6 protein-coding genes and 1 pseudogene are annotated in these 5,983 nt (G+C 59.6%); 2 read left to right on the top strand and 5 right to left on the bottom strand.

Going from position 1 to position 5,983, the window contains the following annotated elements; genetic code table 11:
- Window positions 1-82 precede the first annotated feature (82 nt).
- Window positions 83-607, top strand: coding sequence for a hypothetical protein (locus CK228_RS34505; protein WP_095790649.1), 525 nt, complete (start codon window positions 83-85; stop codon window positions 605-607).
- Window positions 608-1,093: 486 nt separating this feature from the next.
- Here CK228_RS34505 and CK228_RS34500 read toward each other — a convergent pair whose 3' ends face one another.
- The 3 genes and pseudogenes from CK228_RS34500 to CK228_RS34490 all read right to left on the bottom strand — a co-directional run.
- Window positions 1,094-2,011, bottom strand: coding sequence for an NADP-dependent oxidoreductase (locus tag CK228_RS34500; RefSeq protein ID WP_095790648.1), 918 nt, complete (start codon window positions 2,009-2,011; stop codon window positions 1,094-1,096).
- A gap of 543 nt (window positions 2,012-2,554) precedes the next feature.
- Entirely contained in the window at window positions 2,555-2,881 is a 327-nt protein-coding gene (locus CK228_RS34495; protein ID WP_095790647.1) for a low affinity iron permease family protein, read from the bottom strand.
- Window positions 2,882-3,165: 284 nt separating this feature from the next.
- Window positions 3,166-3,339 (bottom strand): annotated as a pseudogene (locus tag CK228_RS34490) (NmrA/HSCARG family protein); the annotation flags it as partial.
- 240 nt (window positions 3,340-3,579) lie between these two features.
- On the opposite strand from CK228_RS34490, the gene CK228_RS34485 reads away from it, so the two are divergent.
- Window positions 3,580-5,067: a trehalose-6-phosphate synthase gene (locus tag CK228_RS34485; protein ID WP_245437846.1), complete on the top strand. Its 1,488-nt coding sequence runs from the start codon at window positions 3,580-3,582 to the stop codon at window positions 5,065-5,067.
- Between the two features lie 430 nt (window positions 5,068-5,497).
- On the opposite strand, the gene CK228_RS34480 is transcribed toward CK228_RS34485, so the two are convergent.
- Complete coding sequence (locus tag CK228_RS34480; protein ID WP_095790646.1) at window positions 5,498-5,695, bottom strand: DUF982 domain-containing protein; 198 nt, start codon at window positions 5,693-5,695, stop codon at window positions 5,498-5,500.
- On the bottom strand, window positions 5,689-5,983 hold a 295-nt coding region (locus tag CK228_RS34475; RefSeq protein WP_143750661.1), incomplete at its 5' end, for an Hsp20 family protein. The genes CK228_RS34480 and CK228_RS34475, both read right to left, overlap by 7 nt.

Raw genomic sequence — 5,983 nt, 5'->3', positions numbered from 1 at the left:
CAACCCGCTCGCGAAGGTCCATCGAATATCCTGCCATTCATGCCGGCCTCCTACCCAGCATCAATGTTGAATCAGAACCAAGATGATTTGGGAATCCCACGACTCTTACAAATCCCATCCCGCTCTAGGCATCGAGACTGGCGCCGATCTCAAGACGAAGCCCCTCGCCTTCCTGCAGCCGCATTTCGGAAAACCGGGGCTTTGGTACTACAAGATCGCACGCGGCCTCGATGAGCGCTTTGTCGAACCCGGTCGGCCGCGCAAGTCCGTCGGCGCCGAGGATACTTTTACCTCCGATACATTTGAGCTCGATGCGGCGGTGCAGAACTGGGACCGCTTGTCGCCAAGGTCTGGAATTATTGTGAGGCCAAGGGCATTTGTGGCAGGACCCGTTACCTTGAAGGTCAAGTTTGCCGATTTTCAGCAGATTACCCGTAGTCGCACCGCTGAATTCCCAATGCATGCCCTGGCTGATGTCGAGCAGCTAGCCGCAAGCCTTTTGAACCCGTTTTCCCCACGCAGAAGGGATCCGATTGCTCGGTGTCACCCTTTCATCGCTTTCGAAGCACCGCCCTCCGAACAGCATCAACTGCGTCTCGAATTCTAACATATCGTTTTGCGATTGGGTGTGCAGTTCGTTCGGCTGCCCCCAATGCTGGTTTTCGCCTACTCTTCGAATGCGGGATGACAAGAGGCGAATTTGAGAATTCCAGACGAGTTGGACGGTATCATTGCGGACGTTGAGAAGCGACCGGCGTTTAGTTCGGGCTCGAAACCTCTTCCGGAGCGAGCCCTCAATGCGGTTTGCATTTGGAAGTGGCTCCGCCCGCAACAAGAATAAGGAAGATATTCCTGATGCGTCGGCAGGTTCTTCCCGGCAGCCTGAAGATGTTGCGAGCAGGCTCCAACGCGATCTAGTCGGGTCGTTCACTTATGCCTTCCTGATTGAGCGGCCGGGCGATCGTCGGGTCCGGGTTGTCTGGCCGCGCTCGCACTGGAGCGTGAAAGCGCCTTCTGCTTCCCATGTCCTCGTTGCTTGTTTGGTGATACGATAATCGGGGAGAGACGAACCGTCCTATCTCCCCAAGAGTGCTCACGGACGGACGCGGATAACCGTCTTGCCCGTGCGGCGCTCGGTCGAGTTAAAGGTCGCAACAGCGTCGTCGAGGGTCGAGAGCTTGCCGATATTCGTCCGCAGTCGTCCATCCCGGATCCGCTGAACTATCTCAAAAAGCTGGTTTCGATCAGCCTCGACGACGAAGTCAACCGTCAGGCCATCTGCAGGTCGAATATCCGTTGGTCCTACGACAGTCACAAGCGTTCCTCCTGCCCGGACCAGCGTTGCAGACCGTTTCTGGATGTCGCCGCCGATGACGTCGAATATCAGATCAACGCCGCCGACGTCTTCCAGGGTGTCGTTCCCGAGGTCGACGAATTCATTTGCGCCGAAGTCGAGCGCCTTCTGGCGGTCTGCGGCGCGTCCGGTGCCGATGACATAAGCGCCGGCTTCTCGCGCAAGCTGCGTCACCATCGATCCGACTGCGCCGGCCGCGCCATGCGCGAGAACGCTCTGCCCCGCCTGAAGGCGGCCATGCTGGAACAGCCCCTGCCACGCGGTCACGCCCGAGATCGGCAGGCTCGCGCCCACCGTAAAGTCGAAATCGCCCGGCAGCGGCGCGAGGTTGCGTGCCTCCATGGCCACATACTCCGCGAGCGTGCCGTCGCGATGCCAATCCGCAAGGCCGAACACCCGCTGCCCGACCGTCAGCCCCTTTGTGCCATAACCCAGTGCAGTGACCACACCGGCCAGCTCATGGCCGAGGATCGACGGCATCCGGTCACGGAAGGCTCGATCGGCCCAGGTCGAAGGCCATTCCAGTTCGGTGTTGACGAATCCCGCTGCATGAACCTGTACGACGACGTCGTTTATTGCCGCCTGCGGCTCGGGCCGCTCCACCAGCTTCATCCCGGCCGTTCCTGCAGCCTGGTCCGTCACTACGATCGCTTTCATGGGAATTGTCTCCTCGGTGATTTGATCCGATCATAGAGGTTCGAACGCTGGGCGACAGCATGGCCCCGATTGCTTTGGAAAGTCATCATGGTTCTCCGCGACCGGCGCCGAAGGCCTCTCCTTCCTCTTTCAACCCGTCGCCGAAAATTCGACCCGCCTCTCACTCTCCGCCGGGAGAGCTTCCTGCACTCTGGCGCTTACCCCTCCCCTGCCCCTTCCAGCATACAGACGCAACGAAACCCTCCGCCGCTCGTTAACGTCATGCTGGGTTGATCCCTAGCCACTCCAGACCCTGCCCGCTGCCTATTGGTGGCGGGCCTTTTTCAGGTGGGTGCGGAACCTGATTTTCCACAACCAGTTACATATGGCGGCAGCGTCCCCTCGCGCTGCTGGCCATGGGCGGGAAGCCTTGGCCAGGCCCGCATCGCTTCGCCAGTGGTGCGGGCCTACAAAGCCTAAAGGGCAGCCCATCGGCAGCGCCGGATGGCTGTGCCGGGATTTTCCTTGGCGAGGTAACCAGATTGGAGCCTTGCAAGCCAATCTTCAATCTCCGGCTTGGGGGCGCTCGGCCTCCCGCTGGCGCTCGATCTCCTCTGGTTCCTTCTTGTCGATCTGTGTCAGTTCGTCTCTAGCCGCGCTGTTGGCGCGCAGCAGTTCGTCCAATTTTGACTGTATGGCCTGCGTGTCTCGATGCTCGGCTCTTTGTATAAAAAGGGTCATCGCCCAGGTGGCCAATGTCGCGGCGCCGTGCCAATCAAAGCTGCTGCGTTCGAAAACGATCCACAGCACAGCGTAGACCACCAGGATCAGAAATGCCCATGGCCTCGCTGTCAGCGTACCGGCTTGCGTGATGATGCTGGAGGCATTCATTTCCTGATCCCAACCTGGCTTTCCAACCAGTTTGGGGAAAGTTTGTTCCGTCGTCCGTGGCGAACTTCCGGGGTCATTCGTTGAGATCGAAGGAGGCCCGTGAGGTCCGCCAGTGTCTGGTCTGGCCCCGCAGAGCGGTCGAACGTTTCAAGTGTTTGGCCATTCGCACGTTGCTGGATCGATCCGGCTAGCGCGTCAACGCGAGGTTCGCCTTCGGATTTTATCCGCACGGGTCGGTCGAAAAGATCCGTGGAATGATCCTCTCGAAGTCCCCTCGTCTTCCATCAGGCGGCAGCAGCGATCGCTGAGGCGAAGTCGCGATATGGGCGCAGCGCGCGGCCCTGAGGCGCAGTACGGTGCCAGACGTCGCCGGCCTCAGGCATCATCCCTTCGGTGAAGAAGCGCTCGCCCATCAGGCTCATGTCATAGGCCATCCAGGCGGGCATGAACTGCTTCAGACGATCTTATCCAACGAAAACGCTGAAAGCCGGGAACGCTCCTCGCCTTGGCGTTTCACAGTCCGCAGCCAGGTCCGCCCGCTAATGCAAGGCCAGCTGTGGTCAGCGTTTGCTCCCGTGACCGGCAGAATTGAGCCGGGTACTGGTGTAGCGCTCAATCGAAGAGATAGAACAAATTGCGTGGAACAATCGCATGGGCGGACCGTTCTCAGGCGATCTTCAGGCTTAGGATTTCTCGTATTGCAGGCACCGAACGAAACCCAGACCGAAGCTTCGCAGACGGTTAGCGATTTCGCCGAGCGTGAGGCCGCGTTGGGCGATCGACAGACCACCAATAATGCCATATCGCGACGTCTGGTTGTCGTCTCGAATCGGCTGGGGAATGTACGCGATCTGGCACAAGCCGGGGGGCTTGCAGTGGGCGTCGTCGATGCCTTGGCCGAGCGTGGAGGGCTGTGGCTAGGGGCAAGCGTCGGGCACCATGATTCAGCCGCGAGCGACGAACCGCTGATCCACCTCGAACGCGTGGGCAAGATCGAGACGGCCGCACTGACGCTGCCGCAGCGGGAGTATTCGCTCTACTATAACGGCTATGCCAACAGTACGCTGTGGCCGCTTTTCCATTACCGGCTCGACCTTGTACAACACCGCAGCGAGTTTCGGCATGCGTACAGGCAGATCAATGCGCGCTTTGCCAAGGCGCTCTCGCGACTGCTATCAGGCAATGACGACCTGATCTGGGTTCACGACTACCATCTTATCCCGTTGGCTACGGAGTTGCGCCGGCTCGGATTCGTAAATCGGATCGGTTTTTTCCTCCATATACCGTTCCCGCCGCCGGACCTGTTTGTCGCCACGCCTGACCACGGAGAACTCATCGCTGATCTGCTCCAATACGACGTGCTGGGTTTCCAGACCGCGACGGACGTGACAAATTTTCGGCGCTCCGTTCGGGCGACAAGTTCGACAACCTTCGACATCGGCGGCGTGGCCAAAAGCAATGGCCGAACCGTGCTGTCGAGCAGTTTTCCGATAGGCATCGATGTCGACGCCTTCGCACGTATGGCTAACGAGGCGGCCGCGGATGTCCAGATCGATTCCATGCGCCGCCAGATTCTTGGTCTCAAGCAGATTATCGGCGTCGACCGGCTGGACTACTCCAAGGGACTGCCCGGCCGCATGCAGGCCTTTGCGCGCCTTCTCGAAAGGCACCCCGAACACGAGCGGGCGGTAACCTATCTGCAGATAGCGTCACCCACGCGAGAAGAGGTGGGAGCGTATGCGGAAATACGCGCTCAGCTCGAGGCAACCGCTGGCTCCGTAAACGGAAAATATGCGGATCTGACCTGGACGCCGATCCGCTACATCCACCGCACCGTTCCGCGCTCGCGGCTGGCCGGTCTGTTGCGGGCCAGTCAGGTCGGACTGGTCACACCCCTTCGAGATGGAATGAACCTCGTCGCAAAAGAATATATAGCCGCCCAGGATCCAGCCGATCCCGGGGTCCTCGTATTGTCGCGTTTTGCAGGCGCGGCTGAAGAGCTTGCGCAATCCTTGATCGTTAACCCCTATGTTGTCGACGAGGTAGCCGATGCGATAGCAAGAGCGCTGGCCATGCCGCTCGAGGAAAGACTTGCAAGGCACGGTGCTCTGATTGAGAGCATCCGGCGCAATGACGCGGCACAATGGAGGAAGTCATTTCTCGAGGCGCTGGCGAACAGGAGCTAGCGTGGCCTGGCAGTGACCGACCGGATATCCTCATCGCGCACGGGTCCTGGCGAGATTTTCTTCGGCGGCATGAAACGAGCGCCAACTTGCGACGTTGCCGCTACAGGGAAGATATACGGGAATAGCGCCATGAAGATATCGCTGTTGCAGTTTCATGAGCTTGCAGCGCCACGGGGAGAGGGGTTGCATCCGGTTTTCTTGCAGCCACGGTTGACCAGTCCGCCCGACTTTGTCGCACTGCCGATTGTTGAGGTGGGCGAGGAACAGACCCCTCGCCCTGTGCTCCAACTGGTCAGGCCTGGGTCGGAAGACAGCTGACGGCCTGTCTCGTCTTCATACCGGTCAGACCGGCGGGCGGGAGTACGCCGTTCTGCGGCTGTTCAAGCCGACAGCTTGCCCTTGGCACCATGCACGAGCGGTGATTGGCAGATCAGGATTCGCGCGGAGCAACCGGCGTCTTTTCATCAGCTCCAGCCGATGCGGAATGATCGGATTGTGCCAGCACCCCTGCCATTCTGGCAAAGCTGACAAATGCTTGCCGGGCCTCTTCGGGTGGCATTTGCCCGGCAATCGAGGAATTGCAGCTTCTCACCGCGCCAGCATATACTGGGCAAGCTTGATTCAGCATCCCATGATCGCTCTTTCACTGTTGGGCGTCATTTCACCATCCTCGCTATCTGCGAGTGTCGGGGCTAAGCACTGGCGATCCTTGTCCTCGGTCTTTGCCTTCTTCTCGCCGCGAAGCGTCCGGACGCCATCATCCAGCATAACCTCGATGTCATTCTCATGGAGGCCCGGGATTTCGGCCGTCACCCGGATTTCCTTATCGGTTTCCGAGAACTCCACGCTTGGCCAAGTCCCGTTGAGAGGGGGCACGCGGCCCAGAACCGAAGGTGTGTCAAAACCGCGGAACACC

Source organism: Mesorhizobium sp. WSM4312 (assembly GCF_002294875.1).
Lineage (GTDB): Bacteria > Pseudomonadota > Alphaproteobacteria > Rhizobiales > Rhizobiaceae > Mesorhizobium.
This window is presented reverse-complemented; position numbering and strand designations above follow the sequence as displayed.

What these genes read in the sequence shown, in the direction of transcription:
- CK228_RS34505 (WP_095790649.1), top strand. Translation starts at nt 83, where the DNA reads ATGATTTGGGAATCCCACGACTCTTACAAATCCCATCCCGCTCTAGGC.
- CK228_RS34500 (WP_095790648.1), bottom strand. Translation starts at nt 2,011, where the DNA reads ATGAAAGCGATCGTAGTGACGGACCAGGCTGCAGGAACGGCCGGGATG.
- CK228_RS34495 (WP_095790647.1), bottom strand. Translation starts at nt 2,881, where the DNA reads ATGAATGCCTCCAGCATCATCACGCAAGCCGGTACGCTGACAGCGAGG.
- CK228_RS34480 (WP_095790646.1), bottom strand. Translation starts at nt 5,695, where the DNA reads ATGCTGAATCAAGCTTGCCCAGTATATGCTGGCGCGGTGAGAAGCTGC.